The following is a 16,454-nucleotide window of genomic DNA, read 5'->3' as shown; positions in this document are numbered from 1 at the left end:
AGGCCGCGGGCCGGGCGCTTCGCCAACTCCTCGCCAACTGGACAAAAACCCCCGTTCCGGGGCATGTGCACGGGGTTCCTGTTCACGACTCTGGTCCAATCCTCCAGCGCGGTAACCGTGGCCGTGATCGGCTTTGTCAACGCGGGACTCGTCACCCTGTCGCAATCCGTGGGCGTGATCTACGGGTCCAACATCGGCACCACGATTACCGGCTGGATCGTCGCGGCAGTAGGCGTTTCGGTCAAGGTCAAGGCTCTGGCCCTGCCCATGGTCGGACTCGGAGCCATACTCCGGCTCACCGGGGCGAACACCCGCCGGGAGCATCTCGGAGACGCGCTCGCCGGATTCGGCATCTTCTTTCTGGGCATCGAAGTGCTGCAATCCACTTTCACCGGTCTTCAATCGCAGGTGAACCTTGCCGCGTTCGCAGGCAACGGTCCGCTTTTCATCATGCTCTTCGCCCTTGTCGGATTCGGACTTACCCTGCTCATGCAAAGTTCCAGCGCAGCCATAGCCCTGGTACTCACCGCCGCCATGTCCGGTTTTCTGGACCTGTCACTGGCTGCGGCCACCGTGGTCGGCGCAAACATCGGCACGACCTCCACGGCCGCGTTTTCCGTGATCGGTGCCACGCACAATGCCAAGAAGGTCGCGGCCGCACAAATCCTGTTCAACCTCGGAACCGGCGCAATAGCCCTGCTCATCATGCCCCTGTTCCTGAAAGGTGTGGCCGAGCTGGCCCATGTGGCACACAACGACGACCCGGCAACGATTCTCGCACTGTTCCACACCTGCTTCAACCTGCTGGGAGTGGCTCTGTTCCTGCCGTTCACGGAACGACTGGTCCGCTTTCTCAATCGCCGAATCGGCTCGAAGATCGCGGAAATCGGAACGCCCCGCTATCTGGACAGGAACGTGGTCAAATCTCCGGTTCTCGCTCTGGACGCCCTGTTCATGGAGCTGGGCAGACTGGGGGAGCAGACGAGACTCATGACCCAGAAGGCACTGGCCTCGGACTTTCGTTCACGGGAACTGATCCGAATGAAGGCCGGACTGGAAAACCTGATCATGGGCATCCGGGAATTCTGCGCCAAGCTCCAACGCGCGGACCTGCCGGAATCCGTGGCAAAGGGCATGCCGGAAAGCCTGCGAGTCGTTCAGTACTACAACACAGTGATCGACACCATTTTCGAAGTATCCCAGGAGCATGCCACCCTACGTCACGACCTGCCGCCAATTACGGCCGAGCATGCCCTGAACTTCCGCAAGGCAGTACGGGAAATACTGGATGTGGCTCATACTCCATGCGCTCCGGAATTTCACAACCTCAAGCAGCAGCTCCACGAGCTGGGAGATGTATATCACGAATTGAAAAAGGCCCTGCTTCAGGCAGGAGCCAACGGGTCCATCAGCCTTTCCCGCATGGTGGAACTGCTGGATTTCTATTCGCGCCTCAGACGCGTCACCAGTCAGGCAATCAAGGGATCAATTCATTGGGCCGGGCTGCGAGACCTGACCGAAACCTGCCGTTTCAACGGCACAGACAACGCCCCCTCCTGGAAACCGGGAGAATAACGGCCAAGACACACGGGAGCTTTTCACATGAATCGCCGCACTACAGCAATCATACTTTCCGCCACGGCAGCCATGCTCATTGCCGGAGCCGCATTCCTGCTCTTCAAGCCGGGAACGGACCAACCCGAACACAGGGCAGAGGTCACGCCCCCGCCCGTGGAAATCCCCAAGGCTCCTGATTGGGTTGCCAACGGTCAGGATGCTACGCCGGATTACACGCCTTCGACCATGGAACCCAAGGATGCGACCCCAAGCCCGGAACCGGCTCCGGCTCCCAAGGCAAAACCCGTTCCCGAACCGGTTGAAACCGTGGTGGAAGTCCGTGAGGACGCCATGGTTTCCCTGGAATTCCTCGACCGCCTCGCCGCATATGTGCTGGACCGCTTTCAGCCCGAAGCCCGCCATGGCAAGCCTGCAAGCCTTGTTTCCTTCAAGGGCATGAACATCCGCTTCGGGCGCGATCCGCAGGGATTTGCCGTCGACCAGAACAACATTCGCAAGGCGCGTCAGGCCATTCTGGACTATGTCTTCACACCCAGGATGGTGCGCACCCTGTACGATCAGTACGCTCCGGCATTCGTGGAACGGCTTGCGAACATGGCTACAGGCGAAGATCGCGAATACGTGGTGAATGGGAAAAAACAGACGCGGGTTCTCGACATACCCGAGGCTTCAGCAATGTTCCGGCTCAACGCGCATCGTCTGGAACAGGCGGCGACCGTCTTGCGAACCATTGCCGAAGACCCCGCCCTTACCGAACTCTCCGGGAAATACCTGCAGGCAGCCAAGGCCGTGGAACGTGCCAACGCCAGATTTCAGACTCTGCTGGCGGACGAAAAGGAGCCAGGCGATGCCGGAGAACGCCTGAAGCAGTCCATTCTGCAGCGGGAACGCATCAAGGCCGAAATCGTGACCCTGCTCAAGCAGGCTTGCCACTCCTGCGAGGAAACCGATCTGTTCTACCTCGCCATGTGGTCGTACCGTCGCACTCTGGATGAAACGGAAAAGCTTCCCGTATTCGCGGTTTCCGCAGATTGTCTGGACGATCTGGCCCAGCGCTTTGCCCGCAAGTCCGAGGAACTGGGAAAATAGAAACCACGAGAATCCCCCCATGGGGTTGCGCAGCCTTTTCGGGAATGATATTCATTCATTCCAAAAGCCAACAACCCCATAGGGAGGGAATCTCATGTTCTTCAAGCAGATAGTCACGCCCGGACTGGGCTGTTTTTCCTATGTCATAGGCTGCCCGGGTGCCCGGGAAATGGTCGTGGTGGACCCCAAACGCGATGTGCAGGACTACCTTGATATTTCCCGGGACCAGGGCATGCGGATTTCCCATGTCATCGATACCCACGTGCATGCCGACCATGTGAGCGGCAATCAGGAACTTGCCTCGCGCGTCGGGTGCGATATCATGATGTATGCCACCTCGCCCGTGGAATTTCCCTTCACCAAACTGAGCGAAGGAGACACGCTGGAAATCGGCAACGCGCGGCTGGAGGTTCTGCACACGCCGGGACATACCCCGGACGCACTGTCTCTGCTGGTGACGGACAAATCCCGGGGCGACGAACCGTGGATGATCCTGACCGGTGACGTGCTTTTCGTGGGGGACATCGGCAGGCCGGACCTCGTGGGCGAGGCCAAGCTGGATGAACAGATAGACAACCTCTACAACAGTCTGTACGGCAAACTTGCCAAATATCCAGATTATCTGGAGGTTTTTCCGGCGCACGGCATGGGGTCTCTCTGCGGCAAGGGCATGAGTTCCAAGCCCAGCTCCACTCTGGGCTTTGAGCGACGCCACAATCCCATGCTCGGATTTCCGGACCGCAAGGCATTTCATCATGCCATGAGTCAGGATTTCCCGGCCCGGCCCAAAAGCTTCACGCACATCATCGGCACCAATGCGCACGGCGCGCCCCTGCTGGAACGCTGTCCGCTGGACAGAGCCATGGAGCCCGCACAGTTCGAATCCCGCATCCTCGACGGGGCCGTGGTCGTGGACGTACGCGACGCTGCCGCCTTCAGCGGCTTCCACATTCCCGGTTCACTCAACATCGGGTTCGAACCAAGCCTTGCCAACTGGGTCGGCATGGTGGTGGATCCGAAAAGCGACCTGCTTCTGGTGGTTGATTCCAAGGAGGATTACGACCGGATGACCACGGAGCTGCACCGCATCGGCTACGACAACATTCACGGGTACCTGACTGGCGGAATCATGGCGTGGGTATACAGCGGCCGTCCCGTGGACAGACTCTCCCAGATCACGGCGCAACTGTTCAAAGGCATGATGGATGACGGCGAGGCCAAAAGCATTGTCGACGTGCGCACTCCGGCCGAAGTTCAGGGAGGCGGAATCCCCGGAGCCGTGCACATTCCTCTGGCCGACATCCTCGAAGGCAAGCACGACCTGCCCGAGGATGGCAGTCATGTCCTGTATTGCGCGACCGGCTACCGTTCCAATATCGCGGCATCCTACCTGCAACGCCACGGATTCTGGAATGTTCAGGCTCTGGCGGGCGGTTTTCTGGCCTGGAGCCGGGCAGGGTATCCCACGAAATGAGTCCCGGCCATCAGCGACAAAAAAAAGGGGCCAGACTGCTGTCTGGCCCCTTGTCATTGACTGGTGGGTCACCAAGGAATCGAACCTTGAACCTCCGGATTAAGAGTCCGCTGCTCTGCCAATTGAGCTAGTGACCCAGTCGGGTGTCGCCGTTGCCGTGCGACAAAGAGGGATTTATTTACTCCGCCCGGAAATGTCAAACAAAAATCGCAATTAATTTGATTTTTACTTTTTTCTTCCCAAAAACGAAAAAGGGGGCCAGACTGCTGTCTGGCCCCTTGTCATTGACTGGTGGGTCACCAAGGAATCGAACCTTGAACCTCCGGATTAAGAGTCCGCTGCTCTGCCAATTGAGCTAGTGACCCAGTCGGGTGTCGCCGTTGCCGTGCGACGAAGAGGGGTTTATTTACTCCGCCCGGAAATGTCAAACAAAAATCCCGGCCAAAATGATTTTTTCTGCTTTCCGGCAAACCTCTCTGGCGAGACCATGAAAAAGGGGCTAGACTGATAGCCTAGCCCCTTGTATTGACTGGTGGGTCACCAAGGAATCGAACCTTGAACCTCCGGATTAAGAGTCCGCTGCTCTGCCAATTGAGCTAGTGACCCAGTCGGGGTGCCGACGTTGCCGTGCGACGAGGAGTTTTCTATATATTCCGCCTCTGGTTGTCAACAACATATTTTCAAAAAAAAACAGATTTTGCTCATGACCCGAAAAAACGCCCTACTCATTAGTTTTCCAATCCTTTTTCTACTCGCAACCACGCTTGGCGCAGTCACGCCCTCCACAGCAGGAGACCTGCCCCTGCACACGCGATTTTCGGTATTCTCCCTGCCCGAGGATCAAGCACAGCGACTGGAGAACAAAGCGGAAAGACTTCTCACCCTGACGCTGAAAATGGATCAGGGCTGGTATACCTATGCCCACAATCCCGGCGGCATGGGAAAACCCACACGGCTTGCCGTTTCCGACGCAACCTCGGGCAAGGCAATCGGCACGCTCTATCCCGAGGGCAAAAGCAAGATCGACCCGTTCAACACGACCCAGACCATCAACACCTATGAATCCGGTACACGGCTTTTCATTCCCCTGCCCAGCGGCGTTGAATTCGTAACCGCAACGCTGGACCTGCTGCTCTGCTCCGCAACCACCTGCCTCCCGGCCAGCGTCGACCTTGTCTGGAATGGTTCGAAAAACGCTTCCCCCTTGCTCAAGGCAAGTGACCAGCCATGGTGGGAAAAATATCGACAGATAGCCGCAACAACACCGCTGGAAGCAACAAGAGCCTCCTCTCCCGAAATCCCCTCGACAAGCGAAAATGCCCAGTGGAATTTCGAACCGCGCTATCTTGTCCCGGGACTGGAAGTCAGCGACCTGATCACCGCCATTCTTCTCGGTCTGATCGCAGGGCTGATTCTCAACGTCATGCCCTGCGTGCTTCCCGTAGTCAGCCTCAAACTGTCCGCCATTCTGTCGGCTTCGTCCGAACAGGACGAAAAGGAACGGCAACGCCTTTTCCGCGAACACAACATTTTCTTTGCGCTGGGGGTACTCTGTTTCTTTTCCGTTCTTGCGCTGACGCTGGGCCTGACTGGACAGGCATGGGGAGCCTTTTTCCAGAACCGCTGGCTCGTGCTGGCCGTGGCAGGCATCATACTTGCCCTGAGCGCCAGCCTGTTCGGCCTGTTCCATCTGCCCGTCATCGACCTCAAGTTCGGTTCCAAGGCGACTTCGCCCCGATCACAGGCCTTTTTCACGGGCATGCTCACCACGCTGCTGGCCACGCCGTGCAGCGGTCCGTTTCTCGGCGGCGTCCTGAGCTGGGCCCTGCTGCAGCAGCCGTTCGTGGTCACGGTGGTCTTTCTCGCCATTGGCGCGGGCATGGCCTCGCCGTACCTGCTGATGACGATATTTCCCGGCCTTTCCCGCTTCCTGCCACGGCCCGGACCATGGATCGAATTCGTGGAAAAGGGGATCGCGTTCTTTCTGCTGGCCACGGGCTTCTATCTTGTTTCCCTTGCCCTCGGCAGCCGGACCCTGCTTTTTCTGGTGCCAACATGGGGCATTGCCTGCGCGATCTGGCTCTGGAAACGTTCCATGGCGGCGCGCACGGCACGCAATGTCTGGAAACTTCGACTGACAGGCGCATGCCTTGCCGGACTTTGTCTGGCATGGACCTTTGCCCCTGCCGACCAATCGCAGCCGTGGGACCCCTTCGACACGAAAGCATTCAACCAGCAACTGGGCAGTGAAGTCCTGTTCGTGGATTTCACGGCAGACTGGTGCCCCACCTGCAAGCTGCTGGAAGCCACGGTCCTGACGCCGGACAACGTGCGTCACTGGAAACGGCAATATGACATCCGCTTCATCAAGGCGGACCTGACCGAACGCAATCCGGATGCCGAAGCCCTGCTCAAGGCCCTTGGCGGCTCCAGCATCCCCATGGCCGCAGTGTTTGGCACCGGCCCTGCTGCGGACCGCCCCCTTGTGCTGCGCGACCTGTTTACGAAAACGCAGCTTGAAAACGCCCTTGAATCATGGGACAAGCCCGGGAAATAAGGAGAACGCCATGCTCAACTTCCAATACTACATGCCCACCCGCCTGCTCTTCGGGCCGGACAAACTGGATGAACTCAGCGAAACGCCCCATCTGCCGCGCGGCAACAAGGCCATGATCGTGATCGGTGAATCCGGCATCATGCTGAAACTCGGCTATCTGGCCCGAGTTCAGGGCATGCTGGCCAAACAGGGAGTCGCTTCCCTTGTCTATGACAAAATCAAACCCAACCCGGAGAGCGAACAGGTGGAGGAAGCCGCTGCCATCGCCCGGGAAAACGACGTGAATTTCATTGTCGGTCTGGGCGGCGGTTCCACCATTGATTCGGCCAAGGCCATTGCCCTGCTGGCGGCCAATTCCGGACAGTACTGGGACTACATGATCGAAGGCACGGGAAAAATGAAAACCCCGGAACACCCGGCCCTGCCCATCGTGGCCATCCCGACCACGGCAGGAACCGGCACCGAGGCCGATCCCTGGACCGTGATCAGCAGAACCGGCTCGCAGGAAAAAATCGGCTGGGGCAACGATTCCACCTTCCCCACCCTGTCCATCGTGGACCCCAAGCTCATGCTGTCCGTGCCCAAATCCCAGACTGCGTACACCGGATTCGACGCATTCTGTCATGCGGCCGAGGCGTACCTCTCGATCCGCCGCCAGCCTGCCAGCGATGCCCTTTCCCTTGAAGCCGTGCACCTGATTGCCAACACCCTGCCCGAGGCCGTGGCTGACGGAAGCAACCTCGAAGCACGCACGGTCATGGCGTGGGCCAGCACAGCCGCAGGGCTGTGCGAGACCTATTCCTCGTGCATTTCCCAGCACTCTCTGGAACATGCCCTGTCCGCATTCCACCCGGAGCTGCCGCACGGTGCGGGCCTTGCCATGCTGTCCCGCTCGTACTTCGCATTTCTGGCCTCACGCGGAGAGGAGCGTCTGGGCGATCTGGCCCTGACAATGGGCACCAGCCTTGAAGAGGACATTCCGGCCGATCAGTTCGGCCCGGCGTTTCTGGAAGCTCTGGACCGCCTGCTTGAAGGGACTGGACTCGATTCGCTCAGAATGTCCGACTACGGCATCACGCCCGACGAATTCCCGGCCATGGCGGACTGCGCCTTGGGCACCATGGGCAAACTCTTCAATTCGACCCCGGTGGAAATGACCAGGGAAGACATCATCGCCATCTATGAAGCGGCATACGAATAGGCTTCGCCGCTCGAATCGGAATAAAAGGCCCCGACAGCCAAGACTGTCGGGACCTTTGCATTTTCACAAGCGAAATCACACGCAGATCATCTCGTAACGATCCCCGGAAATGCATCTGGCACCGGAGGCCGTTACTTCGTAGGTATTCTCGACCCCGACCATGCCGACTCCCGGAATGCCCTGCTTGGGTTCCAAGGCAAGCGCCATGCCTTCCTGCAACGGCATGTCGAACCCGGCAGCCAGGGGCGGAAACTCATCCACGGTCAAGCCTATGCCATGGCCGATGAAGGGAACCTTGTTGTCGCCGAGCCCCATGAAGCCTTCGGCAAAACCACGCTTTCGCGCCTGTTCGATGCAATAGGCATACAGCTCGGCGGGCGTGACCCCGGGTTTGGCATGTTCCGCGGTCCGATTCTGCATCTCCACGCAAAACTCATGGGCGCGGCGCACCTCGTCCGGGATCGACGATTCAGGGCCGGACCAATATGCCTGCGTCTTGTCCGTCTGGTATCCGTCGATCTGAAAACCGATGTCCAGCATGAGCGGTTCTTTCGGCTGCCAGACCTTGGCGGCATGTCCCATGAACGGGACGGCGGGATGTTCGCCCCGCAATCCCAAGGGGCCATTGAACGAACTGGGATAATTGCCGGAATCACCTGCCGAGACATGCCCCAGAAAACATTCCTCCCCATGCGCCTGCATGCGCAGCATGCCCTGATGCCCCTTGGCGAAAAACACCTCCCACGACTTGTGGGAAATCTCGCGTTCGGTCATGCCCGGATGCAGCATGCCCGGCAGCATCTCGCACAGGGCCTCGTGATGGAGCTTGCCGCAGGTCCGCAGAATGTCCAGTTCCCATTCGGACTTGATCATCTTGGCCAAGGCCACGGCATGGTCGCCGGGCACGAATTTCCTGTCGGCAAGCTTGCGTTCCAGAAGCTGCCCGAGCTGCCAGCTCAACCCGGCCATGACCACGGCCACGGTATGGGGCAACGGACTGCCCGCATCCGCGCACAGGCCCGGCATCTGGGAATAGGACTTGTAGGAATGGATATGCTCGAGCGGCGACTCCAGCCTTGCCCTGTCCAGCCCCTTGCGCACGAGAAGCACGGGGGCGGAATCCAGAGGCAGCCACAATACGCCCTGCCCCAACGTTCCCGTAAGGTAGTAGATGTTGAGACGGGAAAACACGAGAATGCCACCGGCTTCCGGCGCAACGTCCGCAAGATGGTGCCGCACGGCATCCTGCCTGCGCCGGATTTCACCGGCAGGGATATGCCCAAGGGCTTCAAACATACATTGTCTCCTTTCCGACACACTAGGCAACCGGAGTCTTTTTCTGTACAACTGCACGCATTCAAAACGAGGAATGATCATGCTGACGAATATGAAAGAGCTAGCCGCGCTGCTGGGGCAGGTCAAGACCATTGCCGTTATCGGAGCCGTGGACAAGCCGAACCGCCCGGTGGACCGCGTTGGCCGGGAAATGATCGAGATGGGGTTCAACGTGATCCCGGTTCATCCGGTCCGGGAAAACGTGTGGGGTCTCAAGGCATACAAATGCGTGACCGACATTCCCGAGCCCGTGGACGTTGTGGACCTGTTCCGCAACGCCCAATTCTGCCCGGACCACGCCCGCGAAGTGCTGCGCATGAATCCACTGCCCAGACTCTTCTGGATGCAGGAAAACATATACAGCCCGGAAGCCAGAGAAATCCTGAAAAAGTCCGGCATAATCGTAATCGAAGACCGCTGCCTCAAGGTCGAGCTGCAGCAACTGGGGATCGCCCGATGACCGTGAAAGCCTTTGAATGCCGCATGTGCGGCCACTGCTGCCAGGGAAAGGGCGGCATCGTGATGACGGAAAAGGATCAGGTGCGGCTGGCCGCCCACCTCGGCATTTCCGTTGACGAACTTCTGGAAAAGTACACGGAAAGTCGCGGGGGCAAATATCATCTGACCGTGGGCGACGACCTGTACTGCATCTTTTTCAAACACGGGCTGGGGTGCGGCGTGCATCCGGGTCGGCCCGACGTATGCCGCGCCTGGCCGTTCTTTCGGGGCAATCTCGTGGACAAGACAAGCTGGGAAATGATTCAGGACTACTGTCCGGGCGTGAACCCGGATGCGAGCCACGAGGAATTCGTGCGTCAGGGCCGCGAGTATTTGCACGAGGAAGACCTTTTGCGCTATGCTCCCGGCGTGTCGCCGAACGCCCTGCTCGCCGACGAATAACCGGCCTTGGCCGCCAGCTCCGGGAATACCTCTATGACTCTTCAGGAATGCTACCGCATACTCGGCCTCGGCCATGGTTCCGACCTTGGCGAGGTCAAGACCGCGTTTCGCAAACTCGCCTTCAAGTATCACCCGGACCTGAACACGTCTCCCGAAGCCGCGGACCGGTTTCGGGAGATAAACGAGGCATACGTCACGGCCAGGGAACTGCTCCGCAAGGCAGGCCCGCGCCCGGAACCGAAAGCCTCGCACACCGAACGCCCCGGGCCCACGGCCCGCCCGGATCAGGGAGCCAAGGCGTATGCCCGGCAGCATCGCGTCAAGCCGAAACGCCCGGACAGGAAGCAGCCCGGATCGACCCGCGCCAAATCCCAACACTTCTACTATCATGAGGAAGACGTTCTCAAGGACATCCTGAACGACGAATTCGCCCGTCAGGTGTTCGAGGACATCTACCGCCAGATTCGCAAGGACCGCCCCGGCTACAAGGGCCCGCTCGAGCACAGGAAGCGCAAGCTCCAGCTTCACTGGGGCGAGCGTACGCTGAGCCTGGATTTTTCCAAGGGACTGGTCGGGTCCATCAAATCCTGGTGCCGTCACCAGATGGACCACGAACAGATCGTGCATTTCCCTGCCCATCACCTGATTCCGGGCAGAAAAATCCGCATCACCGTGGATCAACGCTTTTCCAAGGGACCGCGCACCATCGAGGTCACGCTGCCACCGGACTTCGTGGTCGGCAGGCCAATCCGCCTCAAGGGACTGGGCCGCAAGCTCGGCCCCGTCACCGGGGACCTGCTCCTGCGCATTCTGGCAAAATAGCCTCACTTCCTGCTTTTTCCCTTCTCGCGAAACAACGCTTCACGCGCCATCCGGCGCGCCTTTGCCGCTGCTCCGTCGGCGTGGGCCACAAACAGGGCCGCGACCACGCATCCCGCGACCAGACCGATTCCAATGGCAATGGTTTCTTCCAGCATGGCGATCTCCTTTTCCACAAATGATCAAGAATCGCGCCACAGCGAACATCTTGCACATCCATCCGAATTCATGTTGCCTTCCCATGAAGGCATCAAATTCATTCCATGACAGAAAAGAAATCTCGCGCATCAGAAACAACGTTATTGTCAATTCGTAAAAAACCCTTGTTTTCCTCACCATTTTTTACTAGTCGCTGTATTGAAAGAAAAATCCAAGGGAGGGACAATGCTCGCCATATTCGATTACAAGGCGGGGAACCAGACCAGCGTGAAACGTGCTCTGGACCACCTCGGAATCCCCTGTGAAATCACCAATAAGCCCGAAAAGCTGGATGCGGCACAAGGCATCATCTTTCCCGGCGTTGGCGCGGCAGGACAGGCCATGGACGAACTCACGGCGGACGGTCTGGACGAAGTTCTCAAGGGACTGATCTGGCAAAAAAAGCCGGTACTTGGCATCTGTGTGGGATGCCAGATTCTTCTGGACTACAGCGAGGAAAACGATACCGCTGCGCTTGAAGTCATTCCCGGTGAGTGCCGTCTGTTCAACCCGTCCTGGGTGGACTTCGAAGGCAATCCGATCCGCGTACCGCACATGGGCTGGAATCAGGTGGAGCTGAAGCAGGAGTGTGAACTGTTCGCCGGCATCGCGCCGGACGCGGAATTCTACTTCGTGCACAGCTACTACCCCGCGCCCAAAGAGGACTTCGTGATCGGTACCACCCGCTACGGCATCGATTTCTGTGCCATTCACGGCAGAACCGGACTCTGGGCCGTGCAATTCCACCCGGAAAAAAGCGGCAATCCCGGACTGCAGCTGCTGAAGAACTTTCATGAGTACTGCAAGGAGGCGGACAATGCTGAGTAAACGCGTCATCCCCTGCCTCGACGTCCGCAACGGCAGGCTCACCAAGGGCATCAAGTTCAAGAACAACGTGGATATCGGCGATCCCGTGGAAACCGCCAAGCTCTATTACGAGCAGGGCGCGGACGAAATCGTGTTCTACGACATCACCGCCTCCCACGAAGGCCGAGGCATCTTTCTGGACGTGGTGGAACGCGTGGCTTCCACCATATTCATCCCCTTTTCCGTGGGCGGCGGCATCGGTACCGTCGCGGACATGCGTGACGTGCTTCTGGCCGGAGCGGAAAAGGTTTCCGTGAACTCGGGCGCGGTCAAGAATCCGGACGTCATCAGTGAAGGCGCGGCCCGGTTCGGATCCCAATGCATCGTGCTGGGCATGGATGTGAAACGGGTCGAGGTCTCCGAGAACATCCCCTCGGGCTTCGAAGTCGTGATCCACGGCGGACGCAAGCACATGGGCATGGACGCCATTGAATGGGCCAAGACCGGCGAAGCGCTCGGCGCAGGCGAAATATGTCTCAACTCCATTGACGCGGATGGCACCAAGGACGGCTACGACATCGAGCTGACCCGTGCCGTGACCGATGCCGTGCACATCCCGGTCATTGCCTCGGGCGGAGCCGGAACCCCGCAGCATATGGTGGACGCCATCCAGCAGGGACACGCCACCGCAGCCCTGATCGCTTCCATCGTGCATTACGGTGAATACACCATCCCCGAGATCAAGGACTACATGGCTGCCCAAGGCGTGAAAATGCGCACCCACTGGTAACCAACCGGAATCATCACAACAAAAAAAAGGCCCCACCATCAGGCGGGGCCTTTTTCATTTCGTTTTCAGTCAGCCTACCAAGCCTTGGCACGCTGCTTTTCCAGGGCTTCCTCCTGCTCGTCAAAGGAAGCGAACCCGGCGTGATGCAGAGCATCCTCAACGGTCTTGTGCCAATCCCAGTGAGCGTAGATGACCGGCTTGTGGAACAGGGAGCGGAACTGCTCCATTTCCTGACGGTAGAACACTTCCTTGGGCGTATCCATGTGTTCGCGAAGCTGTTCGCTGAAGCGATCGAGTTCACCCTCGTACCACTCCATGAAGTCCTCGGCGGACACATACTTCTTGAGGATATGGCCGTATCCGTTGGCCTCGACCAGCTCGCGCAGGTTGTGCATGTGCTGTTCCTTGAGCCATGCGCCAAGGTCGCGGGTCCTGATGTTCAGCGCCTCGACAGCGGCCATGTCCAGCTTGGTCTGATGGTAGGTGTCGGGCACCACGGATGCGGACACGATGCCGGCAATGGCCACCAGCCCGCGCAGAATCACGCTGTTGGACACGCCCTGACCGCAGAAGCCGACCTTCTTGCCGTACTTCTGACCCGCAAAGATTGCGGAGAGAATGGCCCAGACCACGCCCGGATCTTCCTCGTCGTAGATGTGCTGGAGCCGCGCGTTGTCGCGGTCAGTGGCAAGCACCATCTGGGTCATGTCGTTGGAGCCGATGGAGAAGCCGTCCACTTCCTGAATGAACTCGCGGCACAGAATGGCATTGCTCGGAATCTCGGCCATGAGAATGATCTTGAGACCATCCTTGCCGGACTGCATGTTGTGCACCTGCTTGAGGTAGCGCTTCATGCTCCGGGCCTCTTCCATGGTGCGCACGAACGGGAACATGATGCTCAGGTTCTTGCCGCCGTAGATGCCACGCGCCAGCTTGAAGGCTTCCAGTTCCCAGTCATGGATGTTGCGGGAAACGCCGCGGTAGCCAAGCATGGGATTGTCCTCGTGGGACTCGAACAGGGAGCCGCCCAGCAGGTTCCGGTACTCGTTGGACTTGAAGTCCGTGGTCCGGTAGACGATGTCCTGTCCATAGAAGGCCATGGCAAACAGGGCCAATCCCTGAGACAGGGTCTGAATGTAATTTTCCTTGCCCGTGGTATAGCCACGGGATTCCAGCAGGATCCTGATCTTCTCGGGCAGGGTGCGAAGATCGTCCATTTCGGACTTGAGGCCCATTTTGAGCGCCACTTCCTCGCGCAGGGAGCGGATGCGTTCGAGATGTTCGACAACCTCTTCATTGCCCTGAATCTCTTCGACATATCCGGCAACGATCCGCTTGTGGTCCTGAAGAATCTTCCAGGCCTCGGTGCGCGGTTCGGGATGGGAGTCGAGAACGTCATGGAATCCGTAGATGACGGCCACATGGGCTTCGAGGTCAACCGAAGTCTTGAGCACGTCCAGACGCTCGGTAGCCAGGGAAATGTGCTCGTCGAGCTTCTTGTCCAGCTCGCGCAGCTTGCGGTGCATGGCCAGAACCTCGTCCGTGCTCCGCGCGCCTTCCTGCTCGGCAAGGGCATCCATCTGCCTGGACAGGCCGGTCACGATGCCGACATATTCGCGAAGCTTCAGGGGAAGCGCAATCAGGCCGGTATCAAGCTGATCCTTCATGACCTTGGTCAGCTTGTCGTCCATCTCCTTCAGGGAATCCTCGACAAGACCGTTCAGTTCGTCCTTGTCATAGGCCTCCAGGGCCATGGGATGCACGCCGATGTTGCCCAGCATGAATTCGGCACGCAGCAGGCCCACCTCGAAATCAGGCACGTTGCGCAGGCGGGACAGGAACAGGGCCTGCCCCACGTCGGCCAGAATCAGGCCGACCTTGGTCTTGGTGGCGGGCAGCTTGCTCACGTCGATCTCGCCGCCGACCTCCACCAGAGGAAGGTCGCCGCGATAGACCTTGCCGCGAGAGCCGTCGACCGTCACTTCCTGACCTTCCAGAGAGCGCAGTGCCTCAAGGCGCTGAATGCCGATGATGGCGGGAATTCCCAGCTCACGGGACGTGATGGCCGCGTGGCTGGTGTCGCCGCCCACATCGGCCATGATGCCCGAGGCGATGCGCATGCCCGGCACCATGTCCGGATCGGTGCGCTCGGCAGCCAGGATGTCGCCCTTGTTGATCTTGTTCAGTTCCAGAGCGGACCGGAGATATTTCACGGTACCGCGTCCAGCACCGCGGGACGCGCCATTGCCTTCGAGAATGACCTCGGCATCAAGCAGAGCCTTGGGGTCAACCTCGAGACGGCGCATGTAGATGGTATGCGGATGCTGCTCGAAATCCTCGTTCCAGCGGGTCTCGGGCCGGGCCTGCACGAACCAGAGCCTGTCGGTCTTGTCGATGCAGAATTCGGAGTCCATGATCATGCCGCCGTAAGCCTTGGAAATGGCACGCACGCCCTGTGCAACCATTTCAGCCTGAGCAATGGACAGGGCCCAGCGGAACACCTCGTTGCCCGGGACCTTGACGACATGAGTGCCGGAGCCGTCCTCGCGGTACACGATCTTCTTGTCCTTGCACCCCATGTAGCGGATCACGACTTCGGAGCCGCTGTCGCGCTGGAACACGTAGAACTTGTCCGGAGTGACCATGCCGCCCACGACAGCCTCGCCCAGACCGTAGCTGGCATCGATGGATACCAGATCGTTGCGGTCGGTGCCCCGGCAACCGGTGGCGGTGTCGGCGGAAAATGCAGTGCCGGAAATCACGGGATTGATCATGCGCATGATGCAGACGGACAGGGAAGTGTGCTCGATGGCCCACTCCTTCTTGGCCTGCTCCGCGATCTTGTCATCGCCCGTGGTCTCGGCCTGGGTAATGGCGTCCAGAATGGCCTCGCGGCGGTAGGTCATGGACCGGAGGTTGTAGGCGGATGCACAGTCCCAGTGATAGGCTTCCAGACAGGTGTCCGAACCCACGATGTTCAGATAGGTGTCCTGCAATCCGGCGAACGCCTTCTTGCGGCTGTCCTCACCGGCTGCGGAGGAACGAACCGCCACGGGAACGTCGTCGAGTCCGGCTTCCTTGCATATGGAATTGTACGCACCCTTGATGGCCTTGGCGATATCCTCGGGCATTTCCACGGAAAGGATGGCGGACTGCACCAGCACGGACCGCTTGCGAAGCTGGTCGATGCCTTCGGGAGAGGTGGCGAATCCTTCAACCACGTTGTTGATGAAGGTACGCAGCTTGATGGGCGTGCCCGTGGACTTGGCGGATTCCACGCGAATCTTCTTGCCAAGCTGACGGACGAAATTCTGAAGGAACTCGGAATCGCTGTTGACCTCGTCCGAATTCCAGTCGATCTGATTGTATTCCTTGTCCACCATGGCGCGCACCGTGGACGCGCTGACCTTGGTCTCATCAAGGATGGTGTGGAAGGCTATCGAGGAAATGGCCCTGAATTCCGGGGCCCTGATTCCCTGCACCTGGCTGATGATCGCGGTGTTGTAGTTCTTGCCGCCGACAATGAGTTCGGCATCTTCCCCGATCTGAACAATATCCGATCCGTCCAGAACCAGCTTCGCCTTGAGCTTGTCCAGCTTGGCGTCATTCTTAGCTGATTTGGCGGGCTGTTCCTTTTCAGTCGCAGGCTTCCTGGGAGCTTTGGCCATCTTGTCCTCCAAGGGCACCGTGAGGTCCGATTCCATGC

13 protein-coding genes and 3 tRNA genes are annotated in these 16,454 nt (G+C 59.0%); 10 read left to right on the top strand and 6 right to left on the bottom strand.

All coding sequences use genetic code 11. From position 1 onward, the window contains the following. Positions 1–63 precede the first annotated feature (63 nt). The 3 genes from MPN23_RS03030 (at position 64) to MPN23_RS03020 (ending at position 4,141) form a co-directional block, all read left to right on the top strand. Positions 64–1,575 carry a Na/Pi cotransporter family protein gene (locus tag MPN23_RS03030; protein WP_243546074.1) on the top strand — a complete coding sequence of 504 codons (1,512 nt, stop codon included), beginning with the start codon at positions 64–66 and terminating at the stop codon, positions 1,573–1,575. Between the two features lie 27 nt (positions 1,576–1,602). Then, positions 1,603–2,667: a hypothetical protein gene (locus MPN23_RS03025; protein WP_243546072.1), complete on the top strand. Its 1,065-nt coding sequence runs from the start codon at positions 1,603–1,605 to the stop codon at positions 2,665–2,667. A 94-nt stretch (positions 2,668–2,761) separates the two neighbouring features. Next, a complete protein-coding gene (locus tag MPN23_RS03020) occupies positions 2,762–4,141 on the top strand; it encodes an MBL fold metallo-hydrolase (RefSeq protein WP_243546070.1) in 1,380 nt (459 codons plus the stop codon). 61 nt (positions 4,142–4,202) lie between these two features. On the opposite strand, the gene MPN23_RS03015 is transcribed toward MPN23_RS03020, so the two are convergent. From MPN23_RS03015 to MPN23_RS03005, 3 genes are all read right to left on the bottom strand, one after another. After that, a tRNA-Lys gene (locus tag MPN23_RS03015) sits at positions 4,203–4,278 on the bottom strand. A 152-nt stretch (positions 4,279–4,430) separates the two neighbouring features. Beyond that, positions 4,431–4,506 (bottom strand) — tRNA-Lys (locus MPN23_RS03010). 165 nt (positions 4,507–4,671) lie between these two features. Then, positions 4,672–4,747: transfer RNA gene (locus tag MPN23_RS03005), tRNA-Lys, on the bottom strand. A gap of 97 nt (positions 4,748–4,844) precedes the next feature. On the opposite strand from MPN23_RS03005, the gene MPN23_RS03000 reads away from it, so the two are divergent. Together MPN23_RS03000 and MPN23_RS02995 are read left to right on the top strand one after the other, a co-directional pair. After that, positions 4,845–6,698 carry a protein-disulfide reductase DsbD family protein gene (locus MPN23_RS03000; protein WP_243546068.1) on the top strand — a complete coding sequence of 618 codons (1,854 nt, stop codon included), beginning with the start codon at positions 4,845–4,847 and terminating at the stop codon, positions 6,696–6,698. 10 nt (positions 6,699–6,708) lie between these two features. Next, positions 6,709–7,899 carry an iron-containing alcohol dehydrogenase gene (locus MPN23_RS02995; protein WP_243546067.1) on the top strand — a complete coding sequence of 397 codons (1,191 nt, stop codon included), beginning with the start codon at positions 6,709–6,711 and terminating at the stop codon, positions 7,897–7,899. Between the two features lie 75 nt (positions 7,900–7,974). Here MPN23_RS02995 and MPN23_RS02990 read toward each other — a convergent pair whose 3' ends face one another. Continuing rightward, positions 7,975–9,195: a M24 family metallopeptidase gene (locus MPN23_RS02990; protein WP_243546065.1), complete on the bottom strand. Its 1,221-nt coding sequence runs from the start codon at positions 9,193–9,195 to the stop codon at positions 7,975–7,977. Positions 9,196–9,274: 79 nt separating this feature from the next. Between MPN23_RS02990 and MPN23_RS02985 the strand changes: the two genes are divergently transcribed. The 3 genes from MPN23_RS02985 to MPN23_RS02975 are packed head-to-tail and all read left to right on the top strand — an operon-like array spanning position 9,275 to position 10,956. Then, positions 9,275–9,694, top strand: a complete 420-nt coding sequence (locus MPN23_RS02985; protein WP_243546062.1) for a CoA-binding protein — start codon at positions 9,275–9,277, stop codon at positions 9,692–9,694. Then, positions 9,691–10,134: a YkgJ family cysteine cluster protein gene (locus tag MPN23_RS02980; protein WP_243546060.1), complete on the top strand. Its 444-nt coding sequence runs from the start codon at positions 9,691–9,693 to the stop codon at positions 10,132–10,134. The genes MPN23_RS02985 and MPN23_RS02980 overlap by 4 nt, the downstream gene beginning before the upstream one ends. Positions 10,135–10,167: 33 nt before the next feature. Further along, positions 10,168–10,956 (top strand): J domain-containing protein, encoded by a 789-nt coding sequence (locus tag MPN23_RS02975; RefSeq protein ID WP_243546058.1) that lies wholly within the window; start codon positions 10,168–10,170, stop codon positions 10,954–10,956. 2 nt (positions 10,957–10,958) lie between these two features. Here MPN23_RS02975 and MPN23_RS02970 read toward each other — a convergent pair whose 3' ends face one another. Beyond that, positions 10,959–11,111 (bottom strand): hypothetical protein, encoded by a 153-nt coding sequence (locus MPN23_RS02970; protein ID WP_243546057.1) that lies wholly within the window; start codon positions 11,109–11,111, stop codon positions 10,959–10,961. A gap of 226 nt (positions 11,112–11,337) precedes the next feature. Here MPN23_RS02970 and hisH point away from each other — a divergent pair, with 226 nt between their 5' ends. Both hisH and hisF read left to right on the top strand, forming a co-directional pair. Continuing rightward, positions 11,338–11,979, top strand: coding sequence for an imidazole glycerol phosphate synthase subunit HisH (gene hisH, locus MPN23_RS02965; RefSeq protein WP_243546055.1), 642 nt, complete (start codon positions 11,338–11,340; stop codon positions 11,977–11,979). Further along, the gene (hisF, locus tag MPN23_RS02960; protein ID WP_243546052.1) at positions 11,969–12,748 is read left to right on the top strand and encodes an imidazole glycerol phosphate synthase subunit HisF; all 780 of its coding nucleotides are present in this window, start codon (positions 11,969–11,971) and stop codon (positions 12,746–12,748) included. Before hisH ends, hisF begins: the two co-directional genes overlap by 11 nt. A 74-nt stretch (positions 12,749–12,822) precedes the next feature. Here the strand turns inward: hisF and MPN23_RS02955 are convergent, their stop codons facing one another. After that, entirely contained in the window at positions 12,823–16,416 is a 3,594-nt protein-coding gene (locus tag MPN23_RS02955) for a PEP/pyruvate-binding domain-containing protein (RefSeq protein ID WP_243547344.1), read from the bottom strand. Between the last annotated feature and the right edge of the window lie 38 nt (positions 16,417–16,454).

It is taken from the genome of Pseudodesulfovibrio tunisiensis (assembly GCF_022809775.1).
Classification (GTDB): Bacteria; Desulfobacterota; Desulfovibrionia; order Desulfovibrionales; family Desulfovibrionaceae; genus Pseudodesulfovibrio; species Pseudodesulfovibrio tunisiensis.
This window is presented reverse-complemented; position numbering and strand designations above follow the sequence as displayed.